The organism is Streptomyces sp. NPDC001410 (assembly GCF_042895235.1).
Taxonomy (GTDB): domain Bacteria; phylum Actinomycetota; class Actinomycetes; order Streptomycetales; family Streptomycetaceae; genus Streptomyces.
The window spans coordinates 93,999-116,296 of record NZ_JBIAWE010000015.1 but is presented as its reverse complement, the minus strand read 5'-3'; the positions used below and the strand labels follow the sequence as shown (position 1 = coordinate 116,296).

The 22,298-nt window shown below is 70.6% G+C and carries 15 protein-coding genes and 1 pseudogene; 3 read left to right on the top strand and 13 right to left on the bottom strand.

Features of this window, described 5'->3' with window-relative positions:
- Positions 1-11: 11 nt before the first annotated feature.
- The 7 genes and pseudogenes from ACFY3C_RS30510 to ACFY3C_RS30480 form a co-directional block, all read right to left on the bottom strand.
- Positions 12-1,958: a protein-arginine deiminase domain-containing protein gene (locus ACFY3C_RS30510; RefSeq protein WP_390773041.1), complete on the bottom strand. Its 1,947-nt coding sequence runs from the start codon at positions 1,956-1,958 to the stop codon at positions 12-14.
- 148 nt (positions 1,959-2,106) lie between these two features.
- Positions 2,107-3,132 (bottom strand): 2,3-diaminopropionate biosynthesis protein SbnA, encoded by a 1,026-nt coding sequence (gene sbnA, locus ACFY3C_RS30505; RefSeq protein ID WP_386575411.1) that lies wholly within the window; start codon positions 3,130-3,132, stop codon positions 2,107-2,109.
- Between the two features lie 36 nt (positions 3,133-3,168).
- Positions 3,169-4,239 carry a 2,3-diaminopropionate biosynthesis protein SbnB gene (sbnB, locus tag ACFY3C_RS30500; protein ID WP_390773040.1) on the bottom strand — a complete coding sequence of 357 codons (1,071 nt, stop codon included), beginning with the start codon at positions 4,237-4,239 and terminating at the stop codon, positions 3,169-3,171.
- Entirely contained in the window at positions 4,236-5,240 is a 1,005-nt protein-coding gene (locus tag ACFY3C_RS30495; RefSeq protein WP_390773039.1) for a TauD/TfdA family dioxygenase, read from the bottom strand. The genes sbnB and ACFY3C_RS30495 overlap by 4 nt, the downstream gene beginning before the upstream one ends.
- 42 nt (positions 5,241-5,282) lie before the next feature.
- A complete protein-coding gene (locus tag ACFY3C_RS30490; protein WP_390773038.1) occupies positions 5,283-8,537 on the bottom strand; it encodes an amino acid adenylation domain-containing protein in 3,255 nt (1,084 codons plus the stop codon).
- Positions 8,538-8,550: 13 nt separating this feature from the next.
- Positions 8,551-11,142: a Pls/PosA family non-ribosomal peptide synthetase gene (locus tag ACFY3C_RS30485; RefSeq protein ID WP_390773037.1), complete on the bottom strand. Its 2,592-nt coding sequence runs from the start codon at positions 11,140-11,142 to the stop codon at positions 8,551-8,553.
- Positions 11,143-11,492: 350 nt separating this feature from the next.
- Positions 11,493-13,112: pseudogene (locus ACFY3C_RS30480) on the bottom strand (MFS transporter).
- Between the two features lie 686 nt (positions 13,113-13,798).
- Between ACFY3C_RS30480 and ACFY3C_RS30475 the strand changes: the two are divergent.
- The gene (locus ACFY3C_RS30475) at positions 13,799-14,575 is read left to right on the top strand and encodes a DUF2993 domain-containing protein (protein WP_390773036.1); all 777 of its coding nucleotides are present in this window, start codon (positions 13,799-13,801) and stop codon (positions 14,573-14,575) included.
- 1 nt (position 14,576) lies between these two features.
- On the opposite strand, the gene ACFY3C_RS30470 is transcribed toward ACFY3C_RS30475, so the two are convergent.
- From ACFY3C_RS30470 to mhpD, 4 genes are all read right to left on the bottom strand, one after another.
- Positions 14,577-15,227, bottom strand: a complete 651-nt coding sequence (locus ACFY3C_RS30470) for a TetR/AcrR family transcriptional regulator (RefSeq protein ID WP_390773035.1) — start codon at positions 15,225-15,227, stop codon at positions 14,577-14,579.
- Positions 15,228-15,528: 301 nt separating this feature from the next.
- Positions 15,529-16,539, bottom strand: a complete 1,011-nt coding sequence (gene dmpG, locus ACFY3C_RS30465) for a 4-hydroxy-2-oxovalerate aldolase (RefSeq protein ID WP_386575416.1) — start codon at positions 16,537-16,539, stop codon at positions 15,529-15,531.
- On the bottom strand, positions 16,536-17,471 hold the full coding sequence (locus tag ACFY3C_RS30460; RefSeq protein WP_386575417.1) for an acetaldehyde dehydrogenase (acetylating): 936 nt from the start codon (positions 17,469-17,471) through the stop codon (positions 16,536-16,538). The genes dmpG and ACFY3C_RS30460 overlap by 4 nt, the downstream gene beginning before the upstream one ends.
- On the bottom strand, positions 17,468-18,304 hold the full coding sequence (gene mhpD / locus ACFY3C_RS30455) for a 2-keto-4-pentenoate hydratase (protein WP_390773129.1): 837 nt from the start codon (positions 18,302-18,304) through the stop codon (positions 17,468-17,470). Before mhpD ends, ACFY3C_RS30460 begins: the two co-directional genes overlap by 4 nt.
- 143 nt (positions 18,305-18,447) lie before the next feature.
- Between mhpD and ACFY3C_RS30450 the strand changes: the two genes are divergently transcribed.
- The gene (locus ACFY3C_RS30450) at positions 18,448-19,170 is read left to right on the top strand and encodes an IclR family transcriptional regulator (RefSeq protein WP_390773128.1); all 723 of its coding nucleotides are present in this window, start codon (positions 18,448-18,450) and stop codon (positions 19,168-19,170) included.
- 69 nt (positions 19,171-19,239) lie between these two features.
- On the opposite strand, the gene gap is transcribed toward ACFY3C_RS30450, so the two are convergent.
- Both gap and ACFY3C_RS30440 read right to left on the bottom strand, forming a co-directional pair.
- On the bottom strand, positions 19,240-20,238 hold the full coding sequence (gene gap, locus ACFY3C_RS30445; protein WP_386575419.1) for a type I glyceraldehyde-3-phosphate dehydrogenase: 999 nt from the start codon (positions 20,236-20,238) through the stop codon (positions 19,240-19,242).
- Between the two features lie 103 nt (positions 20,239-20,341).
- Positions 20,342-21,298, bottom strand: coding sequence for a GlxA family transcriptional regulator (locus tag ACFY3C_RS30440; protein WP_390773034.1), 957 nt, complete (start codon positions 21,296-21,298; stop codon positions 20,342-20,344).
- Between the two features lie 275 nt (positions 21,299-21,573).
- Here ACFY3C_RS30440 and ACFY3C_RS30435 point away from each other — a divergent pair, with 275 nt between their 5' ends.
- Positions 21,574-22,191 (top strand): AAA family ATPase, encoded by a 618-nt coding sequence (locus ACFY3C_RS30435; RefSeq protein ID WP_390773033.1) that lies wholly within the window; start codon positions 21,574-21,576, stop codon positions 22,189-22,191.
- Positions 22,192-22,298: the final 107 nt, after the last annotated feature.

Genomic DNA, 22,298 nt, shown 5'->3' with positions numbered 1-22,298 from the left:
CCCGTTGCCGGTCACTGCGCCGGGAGCTGCCACCACGCGGCCGACGCGTCGCGCAGGGTGTTGGTGCCGCAGTGCACCTCGCCCATGCCGAGGTGGTACGTGTAGTAGTCGTCGATGTACGACACCTTCAGACCGGCCTGCCGGTACGTGGCGTTGACCGCCTGCGTGAAGATGTCCTTGCCGTCGATGACGGGTCCCCACTGGCGCGGGGCCAGGTAGCGGTCGCGGCCGAGGAGCACGCCGTTGACCGCTCCGGGGACGTACGCGCTGGTCGTCACCGTCGCGCGGGCAGCGGATCCCTTCCGGGCGAACCACTTCTGCCGGCCGTGTTCCTTGAGCATGCCCGCGAGGGGCGAGCCGGCGCCCATGCGCGTCAGGCGGGGTACGGGGACGGCCCGTCCGCGGCCGGCCGACGCCGCCGAGTCGCGCGTGTACAGGGCGGGCACCCGGACGATCTCACCGTCGGTGATGCCGGTCTCCCGCTTCAGGACCTCCAGGTTGGCCGCGATGCGCTTGGCCGCCATCTCGTTGTCTGCCACCAGGTGCCGGGAGGCGAGCGCCTGGTCGATGGTCTCCTTCGGAGCCGGTACGCCGCTCAGGCCCGGGACGGAGAACATCTTCGTCCTGCCGTGGCCGTCGCGCTGGGCGTCACGCAGCAGCCGCAGCCCGGCCTTCGGGTCGGCGACGCCGATCCGCCAGCCGCGCGGGGTGTCGGCCGGCAGGAACTGCACGAACTCGTCGACGTGACCGACGCTCAGCCAGGAGGTGTCCAGCAGCAGCGGGTCCTGCAGGCCCTGCGAGGTGAGCAGGGTGCGCATCGCCTTCGACGGGCGCGCCCCGCTGTCCTTGCGGTGGCCCATGATGATGCGTCCGGCAGGGAACGAACGCCCGCCGTGCGCGTAGGGCGGGATGGTCTCCAGGTTGCCCATGGAGTTGAGCGACCAGTCGTCCGGGCGGGCCCGGTCGGTGACCTGGACGACGCCGATGTTCCGGCCGCGCACCTTCTCGAACAGCTCCCGGCCCGACTCCCGGTCCAGCTGGGCGGAGCGCAGCAGCACCCGTATCACGTGCCGCCGGCCGTCCGGACCGGTCATGCTGACGTAGGCCGGCTCCACGAAGTCCTGCGCCCACGGGTCTCCGTACTTGTCGAAGGTGACCAGCGGCTTGGTGATGCCGGCCTTGGTGACCTCCTTCGCCAGGTCCTTGACGAACTTGCGCTGCAGGCGCCCGTACTCGCCCCCGCCCCGGACCTTGGTGACCATCACCTGTTGGGCGTCCTGAAGGTGATGCTGTGTCAGTAGCGGTGCGACCCGCAGGGTGACCGAGTCGGAGGTGGACCCGCCGGCGGACGTCACCGTCAGGCGGATCACCGCACGGCCGTCCCACTGCGCGCTGTCCCGGATCACGTCGGTGGCCTCGACGCCGAACTCCACACCGGAGCGCAGCTCGGCCGCGGTCAGCCGGGTCCGCGGCGTGACCAGGACCCAGTTGCCGGAACGCTTCAGGAAGACGTGGGTGTGCTTGGCTCCAGCGGTGACCTTCAGGCTGCCCTCGGCGTCCGCCGGAAGGTCCGGCACGGGCACGGAGCGGACCCGGGCGAGGTCGGCGGCGTCCGCGGTGCCGTTGACCAACTTGTCGGCGGCGTCGTTGCACGCGGCCAGCTCGGCGTCGGACAGCTTTCTGCCGCCGGGACCGGTGACCGGGCACCGCTTGGTGTCGTCGTCGAGGTTGGGCAGATAGACCGCTCCGCGTCCGACGGACCAGGAGTCCTCACCCGTCTCGTCGGTGCTGCCGGTGATGTCGACCTGCCCGTCACGGTTCACGTCCGCGCGCAGATCGGCGCGGGGCTGGGGCACGGAGGCGGTGGCGCTCGGTGCGGCCAGTACGGTTCCGGCCGCGGCGAGGGCGAGGATGACGGGTCCGGCAGGGTGCAGGCGTATGCGTGCACGTGAACGCACAGCGTGTTCCTCTCCATTGGGGGGTTTCGCTGTGCAAGAGGAGGAATACGAGCTGTGCGTTCACCGTGAGTCGCGTACCTGGCCGGACGGCGGCGGCCCGTCACGCATTCGATGCGTGACGGGCCGCGGGTTTGTCCGGTGTGTGCCGCTACGGTCCTGATCGGCGGTCCGGTGTCTCGGAGGTGGACTTGTCCTTGCGGGGCAGGGCGATCGCCTCTTGGTCGTCGAGGATGTGATCGCCGTAGAGGTCCTGTAGCCAGTTGGTCTGGTAGATGGTGTCGAGGTAGCGCTCACCGAGGTCGGGAGCGATGGCCACCGCGGTGAGACCGCGTGCGTCCTGCCGGGACAGCCACTCCGTCGCGCCGCTGACCACCGTCCCCGTGGAGCCGCCGAACAGGAAGCCGCGCCTGGCCATGCGGTGACAGGTGCGGATGGTGTCCGCCTCCTCCACCCTGATGACCTCGTCCACGAAGGACTCGTCGAGCAGCGGGGGAACCATGCTCATGCCCAGGCCGGGGATCATCCGGCGGCCCGGCTTGCCGCCGAAGGCCACCGAGCCCACGCTGTCGACGGCGACGATCCGTACCGGCCGGTGCCACTGCCGGAAGTAGCGGGCGCAGCCCATCAGGGTCCCGGCGGTGCCCGCCCCGACGAACAGTACGTCCAGGCGCGGGAAGTGGGTGGCGATCTCCGGTGCGGTCGTGCGGTAGTGGGCCCGCCAGTTGCCCGCGTTGGTGTACTGGCTGAGCCACACGTACCGGTTGTCGGACGCGCACAGCGCGCGGACGTACTCGATCCGGGTGCCCAGGAAACCGCCGTTCGCGTCCAGGTCGGCCACGACGTGCACCTGGCTGCCGAGCGCCTCCATCAGGAGCCGGGTCGACAGGTTGCAGCGGGAGTCCGTGACACACAGGAACTGGTAGCCCTTGCTCGCGGCGATCATGCTGAGCGCCACGCCCAGGTTCCCGGAGGACGACTCGACGATAATGGAATCCGGCGTCAGGATTCCGTCCCGCTCGGCGCTCTCCACCATCTCGTTCGCGGCCTTCAACTTGATGGAGCCGGCGAAGTTGAAGCCCTCGCACTTCAGGTAGAGGGAGCATCCGAAGATCGACTCGAGGTCGACGAAGAGACAGCCTTCGTTGAAGTCATGGGGAGCGGATACTACGGGCACGTTGGGCCTCCTGGTGCCAGGGCTGAGGACAACGCCTCAGCCGAACCGGCGCAGGTCGTGGAAGAAGTCTTCGATGAGGCGGAGGTTGCCCGCCCCGGCTGCTTCGTCGTAGACGTATTTGCCGACGGCGAGATCGAGCACGCCCAGTCCGAAGGGCGAGAAGATCACTGGGCGGTCGTGCGGCGGGGCGGCTCGTCCGAGCATCACGTCGTTGAGCGTGCCGTTCAGGAAGTCGCGGTTGCCGGTGCGTTGCTCGACCAGGTGGGGGGACGTGTCGGCCTTCAGGCAGTGCTCGACGTCGTCCACGAAGTTCGCGGAGGCGAGCAGGACCTCGGGGGAGAGGTCGCGCAGGGAGATGTGCAGCACCAGCGGGTTGTGGTCGAACCAGGCCGGGGAGGTGACGTGGGGTTCGCCGGCGATGGTCGCGAAGACCACGAGGTCGCTGGAGCAGATGAGGTCCTCGGCGCTGTCGTGGACGACGATCTCCGCGGTGGTTCCGGCCTGCCGCAGGTAGCCGCAGAACCCGGCGGTGCTCTCGGCGGACAGGTCGTGCACGCCGATCGTGTCGAAGGTCCAGTCGGTGCCGGCCAGGAAGGTGTGGATGTAGCGGGCGATCAGCCCGGTGCCGAAGAAGCCGATCCGGGTGGGGCGGGGCCGGTCCCGGCTGAGCCAGTCGGCGGCCAGCGCGGCGGACGCGGCGGTCCGGGTCGCGCTGATGACGGAGCTCTCCAGACAGGCGAACGGGTAGCCCGTCCCGGGGTCGTTGAGGATCAGGACCGCGGAGGCCCGGGGCAGTCCGGCCCGCACGTTGTCCGGAAAGCTGGAGATCCACTTCACCCCGTCCACATGCACCGAACCGCCGACGGAGGCGGGCAGCGCGATGATCCGCGCGCTGGGCCGGTCGGGGAAACGCAGGAAGTAGGAGGGCGGGTTGACCGAGTCCCCGGCGCCGTGCAGCCGGTAGGTGGCCTCGACCAGCTCCACGATCTGCTTCTCGCGCCCGCTGAGCGCCTGTTGCGCCTGCGCACCGGAGATCACCGCGAACGTCGGCGCCGGGACCCCGTCGGGGTGGGTCCGCCGGGTGGCGGTGGACGACAGTTGGGTCATCGCTCGCTCGCCTCCGAGGTCGGCCAGCAGTCGGCCAGGCGGCGCGGCTCGGCCATGCCGACCAGCACCTGCCGCTCTCCGGTGAAGGGCTCTCTGCTGTGGGCGGTGCGCAGGTTGTCGACCAGCATCAGGTCGCCGGTCTGCCAGGGCTCGCGCCGGGTGTGCTGTTCGTAGGTGGTGTTGAGCAGCTCGACGACGTCCTCGCCGATCGGGGTGCCGTCGCCGTAGCGGGTGTTGAACGGCAGTCCGTCCGCGCCGTACTCGTCCACCAGGTACTCGCGCACCTCCGGGGCCAGCGTCCACTCGTTGAGGAAGGCGATCTGGTTGAACCAGCAGCGCCGGCCGGTGAGCGGGTGCCGCACGACCGCGCTGCGGCGCTGCTCGGTGCGCAGGGAGCCGTCGGGCTGCCAGGCGAAGTCGATGGCGTGGGCGCGGCAGTAGCGCTCGATCCCGGCGGGGTCGTCGGTGCCGAACGACTCCGTCAGGGAGGCGCCGATCTCGTCGTTGTAGGTGCGGGTCAGCAGCCAGCCCTCACGTTCGAACCGTTCCGTCAGCGCGGTGGGCAGCGCCTGGAGCATCTGTTCCGCGTCGGCCACCGCGGTCGCCCCGCCCTCGCCGGGCGCGGTCAGACACGCGAACAGCATCAGGCCGGGAACCTCCAGCCGGTAACTCAGCTCGTGGTGCATGCACATCGGCTGGTTGGCCGGCCAGGCCGTGGAGGAGTACAGCCCCGGGCCGTACGCCTCACGAGGGGCGAACGCCTCCTGCTCCGGCAGCAGAGCGCCGGCCAGCCCCGCGAAGACGGCACCGACCTGGGACACGTCCCGCAGCCCCAGTCCGCGGACGAGGAGCGCCCCGTGCTCGGTGACCTGCGCATGCAGCGACTCGCGGTACTGGGCCGCCCAACTCGCCGTGTCACCGGGCGACTCGACGTGCAGGATCGCGGGTCTGTCCGGCCGCAGCTCCACATCGAGGGGTGCTGCCAGAGGTGAGGACGACATCTCGGTTTCCCTTCGGTTGCCCGTCTGGAGGCTCTGCGTGGCTCAGGAGGAGGCCAGCGGAGCCACGACACCCAGGACGGCCTGTGCTGCCTCGGCCGGACGGGTGCGCGTGAAGTAGTGGCCGCCGTCGGCCAGCTCGTGCAGATCCACGTGCTCGGCCAGGAGCAGCCAGTCCCGGTAGTGGTGGGCGTGGCCTGCCGTGTGCGGATCGTCGGTGGCGACGACCACCGAGACCGGCACGGACAGCTTCACCGGCGGCGGCCCGTCCAGCGCGGCGCAGAAGTAGCGGTGCGCGGACACGCAGTCGTGCAGGTAGGCGGCACCGATGTGCTCGGCGTGCTGCGCGTTCAGCTCCGCGAGTTCGGTGTAGCCGCTGTCCGCGGTCAGCCGTGCGGCGATCTCGGCGTTGCTCCGGCTCGTCAGTTCGCCGACGGCGGCGTACCGGTCGGCGGCGGTGCCGAGCAACTGCGCGCCTAGGAACACGCGCAGCACCTCCACACCCTGCTCCTGGAGTTTCCTGGCCGTCTCCAACGCCGGTGCGGTGCCCGACGAGTGGCCCCACAGCAGGACCCGGGTCAGGCCACGCGCGGTGATCTCGGCGGCGACCCGCTCGGCCACCTGCTCGATCGCCGCGAACGGCTCGGGGTGCGCGGCCAGGTCGTGACCGGGCAGGTCCACCGCGAGGACCGCCATGCCGCGGCCCGCCAACGCGCTCGCCATCGGCTGGTAGTTGACCGCGTTGCCGCCCGCGTAGGGGAAGCACACCAGTGCGCACTCCTTCGCACCGCCGCCCGCGGTCAGCGGCTGCAGCAGCTCCGGGTGGCGCCGGGGCGTGCCGTCGAGGAGGGCCGCCAGATCGGCGAGCACCGGATGCCGGGTGATGTCCTTCAGGGACACCGCGCGGTCCAGCGCGAGGGTGAGTTTGACCGCCGTCAGGGAGGTGCCCCCGGCGTCGAAGAAGTGGTCCTCGCGGCCGATCCGGTCCTCGGGGACTCCCAGCAGATCGGCCCAGACCGCCGCCAGCTTCCGCTCGGTCGGGGTGAGCGGGGTGCTCTCGTCCTCGCCGGGCACGGCAGGCTCCGGCTGCGCGGCCAGGGCGGTGAGCGCCTTCCGGTCGATCTTGCCGTTGGCGGTCAGCGGCAGGCCGGCCTGCCAGTGGAAGGCCGAGGGGACCATGTAGGCGGGCAGGACCGCACCCAGCGCTTCGCGCAGTACGTCGGCCTCCAGGCGGCGGCCCGTGTAGAACGCGATCAGGTGTTTGCTCTGGCCGGCCCGCTCGGCGACGACCACCGCACCGTCGCGCACCCCGGGGACCCGCAGCAGCGCGTTCTCGATCTCGCCGATCTCGATACGGAAGCCGCGGATCTTGACCTGGTTGTCCCGGCGGCCGAGGAACTCCAGCTTGCCGCCCGGGTGCCAGCGCCCCCAGTCACCCCCGAGATAGAGCCGCTCACCCGGCCGGAACGGGTCCTCGCGATAGGCCTCACGGGTCCGCTCGGGATCGTTCACGTACCCCCGGCCCACACAGACGCCGGAGAAGGCGATCAGACCCGGGGCGCCCAGCGGTACCAACGACAGATGCTCGTCCACGACTCGGACATGCACGTTGTTGACCGCACGCCCCAGCAGAACCCGCTCGGGCACGGTGTCCATGACCTCGTGGTTGGTGTCGTCCGAAGTCTCGGTCAGCCCATAGGCGTTGACCAGCCTGATCCCCGGCTGGATCGCGAACCAGCGCTGGACCAGCTCCCGTTTCAACGCCTCACCGGTCACCGACACACACCGCAGGTCCGGCAGCGCGCGGGGATGCTGCTCCAGGTACGAGACCACGACCTCCAGATAGGAGGGCACGACCTGCGCCACACCGGCCCGGCCGCCGACCAGCGTGTCGACGAACCGCTCCACGTCCACGATCACGTCCTGGCCGACCAGCAGCGTCCGCCCGCCCACCAGCAGCGAGGACACCAGCTGCCACAGCGAGATGTCGAAGCACTGCGGGGCCGTCTGCGCCACCACGCAGCCCTCGCCGATCCCCAAGTCGTCGATCTTGGCGTGGAGATGGTTGAGCATGCCCGCGTGCTCGCACATCGCCCCCTTCGGCTCGCCGGTGGAGCCGGACGTGAAGTAGATGTAGGCCAGCTGGCCGGCGTCGACCCGCACGCCGACGTCACCGTCGGCGTGCCCTTCCGCGTACGCCTCCTCGATCAGCAGCTTCTCGACGCCGGGCAGGGCGGCCAGCGCCTGGTCGAGGGTGTGGGTGCTGCCGGATTCGGTCAGGACCAGCCGGCATCCCGCGCGCGACAACGTTGCCACGATGCGGTCGGCCGGGAAGTGCGGCTCGATCGGCAGGTACGCGCCGCCCGCCTTGAACACCGCGAGGGTGGCGGCCATCCAGTCGAGGTTGCGCTCGGTGACCACGGCCACCACGTCTTCGCGGCCCAGCCCCCGCTGCAGCAGGGCCCGCGCCAACCGGTTCGCGCGCGCGTTGAGTTCTGCGTACGTCCACTCCTGCTCGCCGTACACGGCCGCCACCGCTTCCGGATGCGCCCGTACCCGCTGCTCGAACAGTTCGTGTGCGCGCGCGTCCGGCAGCTCCCGGCGGGGTCCGGACAGCTCTTCGAGCTGCTCCTGCACCTCGTCGTCCGACAGCAGGCTCTGCCGCGCGTGCTCGGCGTCCACGTCGGCCGTCATCAGCCGCAGCGCCGCCAGGTGGTAGCCGCCGATCCGGGCCGCACTCGTGGCGTCCAGGACGTCGGTGCGGTACCGGAGCCGCAGCCTCAGCCGCCCGTCCCGGTCGGACCAGCGCACCTGCAGCACGCCGTCGTCGACCAGCGTGTTCTCGGCACCTCCCCGGGGACCGAACACGACCTCGTACGACGGCTCAGCCGTTCCCAGCTCCCGGCACAGCTCGTCCACCGGGAACTCCCGGTGCGCCAGCAGCTCCGCCTCGGCGTGCTGAGCGGTCGACACCAGTGCGCGCCAGGACCCGGGGGGAACCGACAGGCGGCACGGCAGCGGCTCGCCCCGCACCCCGGCGGCGTACCCCGTCACCACGTCCTGCTCGCCGGACAGCGCGGCCAGCACCTTGGCGTGCGCGGCCAGCAGCAGTGCGCTGACCGGTACGGCCAGGTGCCGCACCAGCCCACGGGCCGCGTCCGCCACGTCGTCCGGCACCGACACCTCGTGCTCGGCCGTTCCGGGAACCGGCTCCCGAACCCACCGTGGCACCGCGGTCGTACCGCCGGCGGCCAGCACACGGCTCCAGAACTCCCGGTCCGCTTCCACGCGCGCTCCCATCGAATGACCTCCCTCAACTCACGGTCGACGCGGAGGCGTCGGCCGATGAGGGTGATGTTGTCCGGTCGCAGCCGCAGAGCTGTTCGGCGGCATCCGGCATGTCCACGGCGGGGTTGCCGCCCCACCGTGCGTGGGCGGGGACCTCCTCGCCCTTCATGAGGAAGGAGTCGGGTGCGAGCACGGCACCGTCGTCCATCGTCACGCCGTAGTGCACATGGGCGCCGACGCCCAGCGTGCAGCCGGAGCCGAGCGTGGTGCCGTCGGACTTGAAGGTGCCGTCCTCCTGCGAGTGGCACTGGATCTTGCTCCCCGCGTTGAGGGTGCAGTCGTCGCCGATGGTGGCGAGCGTCCGCTCCGTCAGGTAGCAGCCGTCGTCGAACACCCTGCTGCCGATGCGAACGCCCAGCAGCCGCCAGACCAGGCTCTTGAACGGGGTTCCGTTGAAGATGTTGAGGTACTCGTCCGGCACCTTCCACAGGCGCTCGTGCCACCAGAAGTAGGGGTCGTAGATGGAGCACAACTGCGGGCGCAGCGCACGGAACGAGGTGAGGCAGCGCTCCACCAGGATGTAGTAGGCGGTGGAGAACAGGAGCGTAAGTGCCAGATAGGTGGCGATCACCACGTGTCCGAGCACGCCGTAGAGGTCGACGGAAACCAGCCCGAACACCGTGAGCGCAAAGGTGTGCACCCATCTCACGAACAGATGGAGGGCCATCGAGCGGAGGTTGTAGCGGTTCTTCGAGGTCAGCCGCCGATGGAACGTGTCGCCGGTCCTGAGGTCGTCGAACCGCGAGTCGCGCTCCACCGACCGGGGAATCTCGAAGCAGGGCGAGCCGAGGAGTCCCACGCCTTCGCGGACCTCACCGTCGAGGGGAATCATCACCTTCGTGGCGAGCAGGCAGTTGTCACCCGTCCTGCCGCCCGCGGGATAGGCGATGTTGTTCCCGAGGAAGTTGTGCGGTCCGATCGACGCCCGGGACACCCGGAAAGACGTGCTGGAGAAGTCCGCGTTCACGATGGAGAGCCCGTCGGCCACCATCGTTCCGCTGCCGACGGAGACCAGATACGGGTTCTCGTGCTGCACCTCGGTACCGAAGTTCGACCCGGTCTGCTCGACGTGGGACAGGTCGTATCCGAGAGCGCGGAGGTAGTGCACGATGTAGGAGCTGTCACCGAAGAGCCACTTGAAGAACTTGATGTTCGTCGTGCGTGCCGTCGCCCGCTGCAGCGCGTAGTGGAATCCGTAGAGCGGATAGACCCGGTCGGGCTTGACGGCCACACTCAGCAGACGCGGAACGGAGAACAGGCCGACGGCGCCCAGGACGAGGAAGCCGAGGAAGAGGACGAGGGACAGGACCAGCGAGTCGTCGATCAGTTCCCACCAGGAGAGCGAGGCCGCGTCCGGTCCGAGTCGCTTGCCGATCGCCGGGACCGCGGTGAACAGCATGTACAACCCGCCCACGGTCAGCGGTATGTACAGGAGGAACAACTGGAGCAGGCTGACGAGGCCGAACCAGGTCCGGCGCCCGGTACCGCACTTGGCCGGTGCGACCCTGACGTAGTCGATCTCCGTGGGCTGTCCCGGGGTGCCGTGCCAGTGCTCGCCGTCCGGGACCGCCTGACCGCGGTACAGGGCGGACGAGTGACCCAGCTGGGCTCCGTCGCCCATCGTCGTGTCGATGTCGAGGACGGTCTTCTCCCCGATGTACACGTCACGGCCCAGCGTGACCCGGCCGGTCTGGATACGGCCCGCGTGCGCCCGGTAGCCGAGGAAGAACGCCTCCTTGCGGATGACCGTACCCTCGCCGATGGTGAGCAGGTCGGTGCAGACCGGGACGGAGTGGGAGAGGATCGTGACTCCCTTGCCGATGTGCGCGCCGAGGGCCCGAAGGTAGAGCACGTACAGCGGATTGCCGACGAAGAGAATCATCGGATTGCCGTGGAGCAGCACCTTCACGAACCAGAAGCGCAGATACGCCAGACTCCAGACCGGGATGTCCACCGGTTTCCAGCGGCCGATGAGAATCCATTTGGCGAGCACCGGGAACAGGCACATGGCCACGAATCCGATGCCTCCGAAGAGCAGCGACCGCAGATAGATGTGGGCCAGATCCGAGCCGGCGGCGATCCATTCGTAGCCGCGGGCGCCGGCGAATCCGGCGACAAGGGAGTACCCCAGGAAAATCAGCAGCTGGAGTGCTCCACAGAGCACATGGTTCGGCCGGCGTTTCGTCGTCGGCGTCGGCTGCGCCGGCGGTGAGGCCGGGATCGACGCGTCGGCGGGAGCGGGAGCGGGAGTGGCCTCCGTGAGAGCCGCTGCGAGGCTCCGGATCGTGGGGTGCCGGTATATGTCCTTCATGGACGCCGACGGCAGATCCGGTATTTTCCTGACCCGCGCGCAGAACTGGGCCATCACCAAGGAGTTGGCACCGAGGTCGGTGAAGAAGTGGCTGTCGACCGGAACGTGTTCGACGCTCGATACGTCGGCCAGTACGTCCGCGAGTCTCTTCTCGGTGTCTGTCCTCGATGGGCCGGAACCGTTCTGCCTGGCGGCGATTGCTTCGTCCGGCCCGGATATATGGACCTCGGAGGACTGCTGCACCATGCGATCTCCCGGAAGACGTCTGGATCGGGCGCGTTCTCCTTGCTGATCACGAACCGCCGGGTTCAGTTTCGGTCGGCCACCGGGAGGTTGCCACTTCGAAATCGACCACCGTTCGACGCGGAACGGCCGACGGCCCCGTGTTCCCTGGCTCCCCGCAGTACGGGGGCGCGTTGCGGATCACCCGAATGGCGGCCGTCACCGACCGGCCGGTCAAGCCGCCGGCGCCGACTTCCGGACGGGAAGAGGCGCCGGATTCCGCACGCAAAAACGGGACGGTGCCGGGCGTCCCTTCCCGGCACCGTCCCGGGCCGTGCGCCGCTCATGGCACGGCCCGTCCAGGGGTTGAAGCGTCAGGCGACTTCCGCGCGCTCCCTCCCGGCCTCGTTCTCGGCCTCTTTCGCGGTCTCCTGACGGTGCTTCCCGCCGGCCTTGCGGCCGGGCAGGACGGTCAGGACGATCACGGTGCCGACGGCCATGATGATCCCGCCGACAAAGCTGGTCTGTGCGACGCCGTGGGCGAAGGACTCGTGCACCGCGTCCACCAGGGCCCGGGCCTGCTGGGGGCCGCCGGACGGGGTCTTCGCGACCTGCTCCGCGACCGCGAGGCCGGCGCCCACGGACTCCTTGGCGCTGTCCAGCGCGGCGGCCGGGAGGTGCCCGCCGACCAGGCCGCCCAGCTTGTCCTTGTAGGCCGTGGCCAGCAGCTAGCCCAGGATGGCGATGCCGAGGGAGCCGCCGAGCTCCAGGGAGGTGTCGTTGGCGCCACCGCCGACGCCCAGTTCGGACTCGGGGAAGGAGCCCATGATCGTGTCGGTGGCGGGGGAGACGCTCAGGCCGATCGAGAAGCCGAGCATCAGCAGCGTGGGCAGGAAGTCGGTGTACGCCGAGCCCTGGTCGACGCGGGTGAGCAGGAACACGGCCACGGTACCGATGAGCATGCCGGGCACGACCATGGCCTTCACACCGAGCTTCGGGGTCAGCCGGTCGGTCACCGCGGCGCCGACGAACACGCCACCGGCCAGCGGCAGCAGGCGAACGCCGGTCTGCAGCGGGTCGTAGCCGAGGACGAACTGCAGGAACTGCGTGGAGTAGTAGAGCGAGTCGAAGGCGCCGAAGAAGAAGAACAGAACCGCGATCATCGAGCCGCTGAAGGGCCGCAGCCGGAACTTGCGGACGTCCAGCATCGGGCTCGGGTGCTTCAGCTCCCACAGGACGAAGGCCACGAGGCCTACGCCGCTGACCACGGCCGCGGTGACGGGACCGGTGCCCCAGCCGAAGTGCGGGCCCTCGATGATGGCGTACACCAGGGAGCCGACGGAGACCATCGAGAGCAGGCCGCCGACGTAGTCGATCCGGCCCATGTCCGCCGCCTTCGACGGCGGCACCAGCAGGAACGCGCCGAGGACGGCGACAACGGCGATCGGCACGTTGATCAGGAAGGTCGAGCCCCAGGCGTGGTCCCGCAGCAGCCAGCCGGCGAGCAGCGGGCCGACGGCGATGGCGAGGCCCGAGGTGGCGGTCCAGGCGGTGACGGCGCGGGCTTGCTCACGCTTCGGGAAGATCGCCACCAGCAGGGAGAGCGTGGCCGGCATGACCACGGCCGCGCCGACACCCATGACGGCGCGGGCGGTGATCACCAGGTCCGTCCGGTCGACCTGACTGCCCATCACCGCGCCGCCCGCGAAGATCAGCAGACCCGTGACGAGGGCGCCCCGGCGGCTGTACTTGTCGCCGATCGAGCCGAGTACGAGCATCAGCGCGGCGTAGGGGACGGTGTAGCCGTCGATGACCCACTGCAGGTCGCTGCTGCTGAGCTGCAGGTCCTTGGTCATGTCGGGGGCGGCCACGATCAGGGACGTGTTGGCCATGACCACGATCAGCAGGCTCAGACACAGCACCACCAGCGCGAACCAGCGCCGGGGACAGGGCCCGGTCATCTTCTCGACCGGTGTGTTGGCGACGAGCGGCATCACAAGCTCCTGGAGGGTGAAGCGGCAGCCTCGGGGGTGGCGGAAGCGGTGCGGGGCGTGGCCCGGGCACCGCGGGCAGTTAATTGCCCAGCGATGTGCAGGCTAGTTTGTTGCTCACTCGTGTGCAAGCATTACTTGCCCGTCGATGTGCAGTGAATCGATCCCCCGCCGACCGGAGGTCCCGACGTGATCGACCGACCCGACCTGTCCGGCCACCGGCGCCGGACGCGGACCACGCGAGCCCGCATCCTCGAAGCGGCCCGACAGGAACTGGGGCGCGACCCCGAGAGCAGCCTGGGTGACATCGCGGCGGCCGCCGGTGTGGCCGGCGTACCGTCTACGGGCACTTCTCCGGCCGGTCCGCGCTCGTCGAGGGGCTCGTCGAGGACACGTCCTCGGCCCCCGCCCGCGCCACCGTGACCGCGATCATCTCCGTGGGGCAGCGGGAGGGCGTCTGTCGCGCCAACGTTCCGGCGGCCGCGCTCGGCCGCGCCCTGGAGGCCTACCGTCCTTGCGCTGCTCGACTGCGTCAACAACGGCACGTGGTCCGACGACGGCACGCGCACCGCGGCCGCCGCCCTGATCGCTGTGGGGGTCGACGGTGACCTCGCCGCAGCGCATGTCGACCGGCTCCGCCCGCCCGAGCGCATTGGCGCCTGAACGCACACATCACCTGGAGGAAACCCGTGCACCAGTCCTCGTACGACACCGAATCCGCCCACAGTGACGGCCCTGTGCACGTCGGCCAACCGCCCCCCGGGCGTCGCCGAAGGATCGCGATCATCGCCGCCGCCTCCCTGGCCACGCTGGTGGTGACCGCCGTCGGGGTCGACCGGTTCGCCGCGGGCCGCGCGGAGAGCCGTACGGCCAAGGCGTTCCAGGACGGCATGGACACCCCGAACCGCCCCTCGGTCCACGTCGGCGGCTTCCCGGTGCTCACTCAGCTGGCCTCCGGCACCCTGCGGCACGTGGACATCACCGCCCACGACATCCCCGCGCACGGCTCGACCCGGCCACTGCCGATCACGCGACTCACCCTGGGCGTCGACGACTTGAAGACCTCCGGCGACGCCGACGAGGCCCGCGCACGCGCCGTCGACGCGACCGCGTTCCTCTCCTACGAGGACCTGTCCGGCGCGCTCGGTCTGCGCCTCTCCCAGGACAGCGAGCCGGGCCGGGTCCGGGCGGCCGTCGATCTTCCCCTGGGTGGCGAGGTCACGGTGAGCACGGCCGTCTCGGCGGTCACCGGCAACCGGATCTCGTTCAGGGACTTCCGTGCCGCCGACGGAGCCCTGTCCGGTCCGGCGCAGGCCCTGCTCGACAGGATCTTCGCGGACCCGATCCCGCTCCAGAACATCCCCGAGGGACTCCGTCTGCGGTCGGTCACGCCGACGTCGAGCGGTGTCGACGCCCGCTTCACCGGCCGTACGGTCACCTTCCGACCGGACTCCTCGAATGCCTGAACTAACCCTGGCCGACGGCCTCTTCGCGAGCCTGCGCGGCAACCGCCTCGACCACGTCGGCCGCCTGACCCTCCGGTACGCCCGCCGCGACCAGCGTGGCGACGGCCGTGCGGGTGCCGTCGTCCTCCCACACCCCTGCGTTGACGCTCTCCAGCAGGGACAGGGTCAGCGCCTCCAGGCCGGCGTTCAATACGGCCGGCGGCAGGTGGCCGTGGAAGACGCCCTGCCGCTGCCCGCGCTCCACGATGACCGCGGCCCTCTCGCGGGCCGGGGACAGCACCTCGGACACCCGCTCCACGCCCAGGTCCTGGCGGGCCAGCGCCAGCAGCAGGCGGTAGCGGTCGCCCACCGGCCAGATCGTGAGGACGAAACGGGCCAGCGCCCGCTCGGGCGGCTCGGTGGCGTCGGGCTGCCGTGCCACAGCCGCCTGCAGGGCCTCGGCGGCCTCCTCGGCGATCGCCTCGACCAGGGCAGCGCGTCCGGGGAAGTGGCCGAACAGGGTGCGGCGCACCACACCCGCGGCCCGGGCGATCTCCTCCAGCGTGACATCGGGGTTCCGGCCCAGTTCCTGCCGGGCGGTGGCCAGGATCCGGGCCCGGTTGGACCGGGCGTTGCTCCGGATCGGCTCGCGGACCACGGGCTTCGATGCCACGACACAACCTCACGGACTGACTGCGGTGCACTTACGGCGACTCATCCTGCCACGGCATCGCGCCCGGTTCTTGCTGTAGCGAACATTTCAATACCATCAAGGCCCGGTGCGGCAGGAGGGCACGTCCGAAGGAGCGGCGCCCGGTCGAGCCCAGGGGCCGGACCGTCTTCCTGCGGGTTCGAACTGCACGCGCGCGTGGTCCACGAGACCGCGGTACGCATGACGGACCGGAGCGGGCGATGGGCCTGACGCCTGACTTTCCGAGGGTCCGGTGCGCTCGCCCGCGCCGGACCCTCGGCTGTCATGACTCGCGGGCCACCAGGTCCAGCGCGACGTCCGTGATCATGTCCTCCTGGCCGCCGACCATGCCCCGCCGGCCGACCTCGACCAGGATGCTGCGGGTGTCGAGGCCGTACCGGGCGGCGGCGGTCTCGGCGTGGCGCAGGAAGCTGGAGTACACGCCCGCGTAGCCGAGGCTCAGCGTCTCCCGGTCCACCCGTACCTCGCGGTCCTGCAGCGGTCGTACGAGATCGTCGGCGGCGTCCATCAGCGGGAACAGGTCGCAGCCGTGCTCCCAGCCCATCAGGTCGGCGACCGCGACGAACGCCTCCAGCGGACAGTTGCCCGCGCCCGCACCCTGTCCGGCGAGGGAGGCGTCGACCCGGACCGCGCCGCTCTCGACGGCGACGACCGTGTTGGCCACGCCGAGGGCGAGGTTGTGGTGGGCGTGGATGCCGAGTTCGGTGGCCGGGTCGAGGACGTCGCGGTAGGCGCGGACGCGGTCGCGGACGCCGTCCATGGTGAGGCGGCCGCCGGAGTCGGTGACGTAGACGCAGTGGGCGCCGTACGACTCCATGAGCCTGGCCTGGCGGGCCAGTTCGGCCGGTTCGGCCAGGTGCGACATCATCAGGAACCCGGCGACGTCCATGCCCAGCTCCCGTGCGGCGGAGATGTGCTGGGCGGAGATGTCGGCCTCGGTGCAGTGGGTGGCGACGCGCACCGAGCGGATGCCGAGGGAGTGCGCCTGCCTGAGGTCGTGGACCGTGCCGATGCCGGGCAGCAGCAGGGTCGTGGGCACGGCGTGCCGAGTGGTGTCGGAGACGGCCTCGATCCACTCCCAGTCGGTGTGGGCGCCGACGCCGTAGTTGATGCTGGAGCCGGCCAGCCCGTCACCGTGGGCGATCTCGATCGCGGCCACACCGGCCGCGTCGAGCGCGGCGGCGATGGCGCGGGCCTGGTCGACGGTGTAGCGGTGCCGGACGGCGTGCATGCCGTCCCGCAGGGTCACGTCCTGGACGTAGAGGGTGGTCACTCGGCCACCTCCTTGCTGTGCCGGGCGGCCATGCGTTCCGCGGTGCGCAGGGCGGCCGAGGTCATGATGTCGAGGTTTCCGGCGTAGGCCGGGAGGTAGTGGGCGGCGCCCTCGACCTCCAGGAAGACGGACACCCTCAGGCGGTCGCTCGTATCGGGGGCGAGGGCGCGCAGCGGGTCGTCGGCCGCCACGCGCTCGAACTGCACCTTCTGCTTGAGTCGGTAGCCGGGCACGTACGCCTGCACCCGGCCCACCATCTCCTCGACCGACGCGGTGATGTCCTCGGTGGCGCAGTCGGAGACCAGGCAGTGCACGGTGTCCCGCATGATCAGCGGGGGTTCGGCCGGGTTGAGGATGATGATCGCCTTGCCGCGGGCGGCGCCGCCGACCTGCTCGATGGCGCAGGAGGTGGTCTCGGTGAACTCGTCGATGTTCGCCCGGGTGCCGGGGCCTGCGGAGCGGGACGCGAGGGAGGCGACGATCTCGCCGTAGTGGACCTGGGTGACCGCGTTCACGGCGGCGACGACCGGGATCGTGGCCTGGCCGCCGCACGTGACCATGTTGACGTTCGGGGCGTCGAGATGGGCGTCGCCGTTGACCGGCGGGACCACGTACGGGCCGAGGGCGGCGGGGGTGAGGTCGACGAGCGTACGGCCGAGCGGGCGCAGTATCTCCTCGTGGTGGCGGTGGGCGCCGGCGGACGTCGCGTCGAAGACGATCTCCACGTCGGCGAACTCGTCCAGGGCGACCAGCCCCTCGACGCCTTCGTGGGTGGTGGCGACCTTCAGCCTGCGGGCGCGGGCCAGGCCGTCGGACTCCGGGTCGATCCCGGCCATCGCGACGATGTCCAGGCTCTCGGACAGGCGCAGGACCTTGATCATCAGGTCGGTGCCGATGTTGCCGGAGCCGATGACGGCGACCTTGGTGCTCACCGGCGTTCTCCTTCCTCGGTGAATTCCTCGGCGAAGCCGACCCGCACAGAGCCCAGACCGGCGATGCGGGCCTCGAAAACGTCGCCCGGCGCCGCGGGCGCCATCGGGCCGAGGGCGCCGGTCAGCACCAGGTCGCCCGCCCGCAGCGGATCCCCCCGCTCCGCGAGCGCCGAGGCCAGCCAGACCGCGGCGTTGAGGGGGCCGCCGAGGCATTCGGCGCCGGTGCCCTCGGAGACGGTCGCACCGCCCCGGGTCATGGTCATCGTGACGGCCCGCAGGTCGATTCCGGTGAGCGGGACAGGTGTGCCGCCCAGGACGTACAGACCGCAGGAGGCGTTGTCGGCGACGGTGTCGACCAGGGAGATGTCCCACCCGCGCACCCGGCTGTCGACGATCTCCAGGGCGGGCAGCGCGAAGTCGACCGCGCGCAGCACGTCGACGACCGTGCACGCGCGGTGCGGCAGATCGCGGCCGAGCACGAGCGCGACCTCGGCCTCCACCTTGGGCTGCAGCAGCCGCCCCGCGGGTACCTCGCCGCCGTCCGGTACGGCCATGTCCGCGAACAGCGCGCCGAAGTCGGGCTGGTCCACGCCGAGTTGACGCTGCACGGCCGGCGAGGTCAGGCCGATCTTCCGGCCGACGAGACGGCGGCCCGCGGCCAGGCCCCGGTGGACGCCCAGCTGCTGCACGGCGTAGGCGGCATCGAGGTCGCCCGCGTCCAGCAGCGTCCGCACCGGAGGACAGGCGGCCCGGGTCCGGGCGGCCTCTGCCAGCAGATCGGCGGCCTTGACCACGGCCGGTGGATGCGCGTCCGGGCGGACGGGGTCGGGCACGGTCGACACGGTTGCCTCCAGGGGAGCGGTGGGGGAGCGGGCGGACGTACGACCTACGTCCCCCGGTGTGCACACCGTTTTAGACAGCACCCCTCGGATGGGCCAAACTTTGTTCCATGTCACGGAACAGCGCAGCGGGCAACATGCTGGAAAAGGCCGCGCTCATCCTCGAATGTTTCACTCCGAGCGGCGGGCCGTACCGTCTGTCGGAACTTTCGGAGCAGACCGGCCTGCCGAAGCCGACGGTGCACCGGCTGGCGGCCGACCTCGTCGGGCTGGGCTGGCTGGAGCGGTCGGGGCCGCAGTACCGGCTCGGCGCGAAGCTGTTCGAACTGGGCTCCCTCGTGCCGCGCCGACGTGATCTGCGCGAGACGGCCCTGCCCTTCCTCCAGGACCTGTTCGAGGCCACCCGTGAGACCGTCCACCTCGGCGTTCGTGAGGGCATGGAGGTGGTCTACCTCGAACGCATCCACGGCCACGAGGCCCTGCAACTGCCCTCCCGCATCGGCGGCAGCCTCCCGCTGAGCTGCACCGGCGTGGGCAAGGCCCTGCTGGCCTTCTCCGGCACGGCACTGACCGATGAGGTTCTCTCCGGCCCGCTGCCGAGCCTCACCCCCCACTCGATCACCGACCCGGCACGCCTGCGCACGGCCCTGGAGAAGATCCAGGTCTCGGGTCTGGCGTACGAGGAGCAGGAGGCCGTGCTCGGCGTGAGCTGCATCGCGGCCCCCGTCTTCGCCGGCGACGCGACGGTGGCCGCCCTCTCGGTGGCCGTACCCTGCTCACGCTTCAGACCGGCCCAACTGGCTCCGGCGGTGCGCACGGCCGCGCTGGGGCTGTCCCGAGTGCTGCGCGGGGCCGGCTGAAGGAGAGCCGGGAAAGAAAGCCGAAAGAAAAGAGGGCGGCCCCGGATGCGGGGCCGCCCTGGGGCTCGGTCAGCGACTGGCGAGCAGTTCGAGGGTGTCGATCACGCGGTTCGAGAAGCCCCACTCGTTGTCGTACCACGCGACCACCTTGATGTGGCGGCCGTCGACGCGGGTGAGGGCCGAGTCGAAGATCGACGAGGCCGGGTTGCCCACGATGTCGGCCGACACCAGCGGGTCGTCCGAGTACTCGAGGACGCCGGCGAGCTTGCCCTCGGCCGCGGTGCGGTACGCCGCCAGCACTTCGTCGCGGGTCACGTCACGGGAGACCGTCGTGTTCAGCTCGACGATCGAGCCGACCGGAACCGGCACGCGGATGGAGTCGCCCGACAGCTTGCCGTCGAGGTTCGGCAGCACGAGACCGATCGCCTTCGCCGCACCGGTCGTGGTCGGCACGATGTTGACCGCGGCGGCACGGGCACGGCGCGCGTCACGGTGCGGACCGTCCTGCAGGTTCTGCTCCTGCGTGTAGGCGTGCACCGTGGTCATGAACCCGTGCTCGATACCGGCGAGTTCGTCCAGCACCGCGGCCAGCGGCGCGAGCGCGTTGGTGGTGCACGAGGCGTTCGAGACGATCGTGTGCAGGGCCGCGTCGTACGCGTCGGTGTTCACGCCGAACGCGAGCGTGACGTCGGCGCCGTCCGACGGCGCGCTCACGAGCACCTTCTTCGCGCCCGCGTCGAGGTGGGCACGGGCGGCCTTCGCCGAGGTGAAGCGGCCGGTCGACTCCAGGGCGATGTCGACACCGAGTTCGGCCCACGGCAGGCGCGCAGGATCACGCTCGGCGAGCACCTTGATCCGACGGCCGTCGACGACGAGGGTGTCCCCGTCGACGGTCACGGGGCGGCCGAGCCGGCCGGCCGTCGTGTCGTAGGCGAGGAGCCGTGCGAGCGTGGCGGGCTCCGTGAGGTCGTTGACGGCGACGACCTCGAGATCGCTGTCGCGCTCCAGCAGCGCGCGCAGCACATTGCGTCCGATGCGGCCGAATCCGTTGATGGCGATGCGAGTCATCAGTCATGTCCCTTCGGTTCGCCACCAGGGTCCCGGTACACGGCCCACCGGGACAGCGGCGCGATCGCCATGGTTCGAAAGGATCGCGCCAGGTGGTGATCGACTACTCGCCCTTGGTGAAGGTGCGCCGGTACTCGCTCGGCGTGGTGCCGAGGATGCGCTGGAAGTGCAGCCGCAGATTCGCGCCGGTGCCGAGACCGACATCGGCGGCGATCTGCTCCACGCTCCGCTCCGAACGCTCCAGCAGCTCACGGGCCAGGTCGATCCGGGCGCGCATGACCCACTGCATGGGCGTGTACCCGGTGTCCTCGGCGAAGCGCCGGGAGAAGGTGCGCGGAGAGACGGCCGCGTGCCGGGCGAGCGCCTCCAGGGTGAGCGGCTCGGCGAGCCGGTGCAGCGCCCACTCGCGGGTGGCGGCGAACCGCTCGCCGAGGGGCTCGGGCACGCTGCGCGGCACGTACTGCGCCTGGCCGCCGCTGCGGTAGGGGGCCGCGACCAGGCGACGGGCGGCGTGGTTCGAGGCGGCCACACCGAGATCGCCGCGCAGCATGTGCAGGCACAGGTCGATCCCGGAGGCGGCTCCGGCCGACGTCAGCACGCTGCCCTCGTCGACGAACAGCACGTTCTCGTCGACCCGGACGAGCGGATGCTTCGCCGCGAGCGCCCGTGCGTAGTGCCAGTGCGTCGTGGCGCGCTTGCCGTCGAGCAGGCCCGTGGCGGCGAGCGCGAAGGCGCCCGTCGAGATGGCGGCGAGCCGCGCACCGCGCTCGTGGGCGGCGATCAGCCCCTCGACGACGGCTTGCGGGGGATCTTCGCGGTCCGGGAACCGGTAGCCGGGAATGAACACGATGTCGGCCCACCCGAGCGCGTCGAGACCGTGGGCGGCGTGGTACGACAGGCCGTCGCCGCCGGCCACCAGACCCGGCGCCGCGCCGCACACCCGCACCTCGTACGGCATGCTCGCGCGGGTCGTGAACACCTGCGCCGGAATGCCGACGTCGAGTGGCTTCGCGCCCTCGAGCACGAGAACGGCGACGCGGCGCAGGCGGGAGACAGGCACGATGACCAGGGTAATCGTTTGCGCGTCACTGGTTCCCGGAGCGAAGGAGCCGTCAGGCGCCTGGGTCGAAGGGGATCCCGGACGGCATGGAGTGCGCCAGCGCGTACGGGAAGTCGCCGTCCTTGATCTTGATGGTGGCGGCGCCGAAGTCGGCGCCCAGGAGCTTGTCGCGGTAGCCCGCCGGGTAGCCGACCTCTCGGGCTCCGGGGCGGCCCCCATGCGATGATCACGAAGCCACACCGGCTCAGGATCCCCGCGGACGGAAGGACCCCACCATGGCGACCGAGGCGGCTCGGGTCACGGCCGACCCGCACCACGCACGCATCCCCGACACCCCGGCCGGGGGCACGGTCGTCCTGCTCAACGGCACGTCCAGCTCCGGCAAGTCCAGCATCGCCCGGGCGCTCCTCGACCTGCTCGACGGTACGTGGTTCCACATGCCCGTCGACGCGTTCCACTCCATGCGCTGCGACAAGCCCATAGCCGACGAGGACCTCCAGGCCGAGATCGACCGCACGGCCAAGGGCTTCCACCGTGCCGTCGCCGGGATGGCCGCGGGTGGCAACAACGTGGTCGTGGACCATCCGCTCTCCCGCCGCTGGCGGCTGCTCGACCTCCTCGATCTGCTCGTACCCGAGGACGCCGTCCTGATCGGGGTCCGCTGCCCGCTGCCCGAGCTGGAACGCCGTGAGCGCGAGCGGGGCGACCGGCAACCGGGGCTGGCCGCCATGCAGTACGACCAGGTGCACTCGCACGGCGACCACGACCTCGACGTGGACACCAGTCTGCTCTCCCCGGAGGAATGCGCCCTGCGCATCCGCGACTTCCTGCCGGACCGACCCAGGCCCACCGCCTTCGAACGGCTCCGCACGACCCTGTGGAATCCGGCCTGACGCATTCGGTTCACGGCCTGACGTCCCGTCACTTTCGACTGCTGCGGCACCTTGCTGGGTTTTAAAGGCCTCGAAACTGGCGGGAAACACGTCGGCGCCAACCTTCC